Source organism: Cupriavidus basilensis OR16 (assembly GCF_000243095.1).
GTDB lineage: Bacteria > Pseudomonadota > Gammaproteobacteria > Burkholderiales > Burkholderiaceae > Cupriavidus > Cupriavidus basilensis_D.
Genome location: NZ_AHJE01000173.1, coordinates 1 through 222, shown reverse-complemented (window position 1 = coordinate 222; position 222 = coordinate 1). Strand labels below are relative to the sequence as shown.

Annotated in this window: 1 protein-coding gene; it reads right to left on the bottom strand. The window is 64.4% G+C overall.

All coding sequences use genetic code 11. From position 1 onward, the window contains the following. On the bottom strand, positions 1–222 hold a 222-nt coding region (locus OR16_RS37165), incomplete at both ends, for an ATP-binding cassette domain-containing protein (protein ID WP_006164235.1).

Sequence of the window (222 nt, the reverse complement as noted above, 5' to 3'; positions counted from 1 at the left end):
GGTACATCACCATCACGCGGTCGCACAGGTAGCGGATTACGTTCAGGTCGTGGCTGATGAAGACGTAGGTGAGGTCGAACTCGGCCTTGAGGTCTAGCAGCAGGTTCAGCACTTGCGCTTCCACCGATTTGTCGAGCGCCGAGACGGCTTCGTCGAGGATCACCAGGCGCGGGCGCAGCACCAGCGCCCGCGCGATGTTCACGCGCTGGCGCTGGCCGCCCG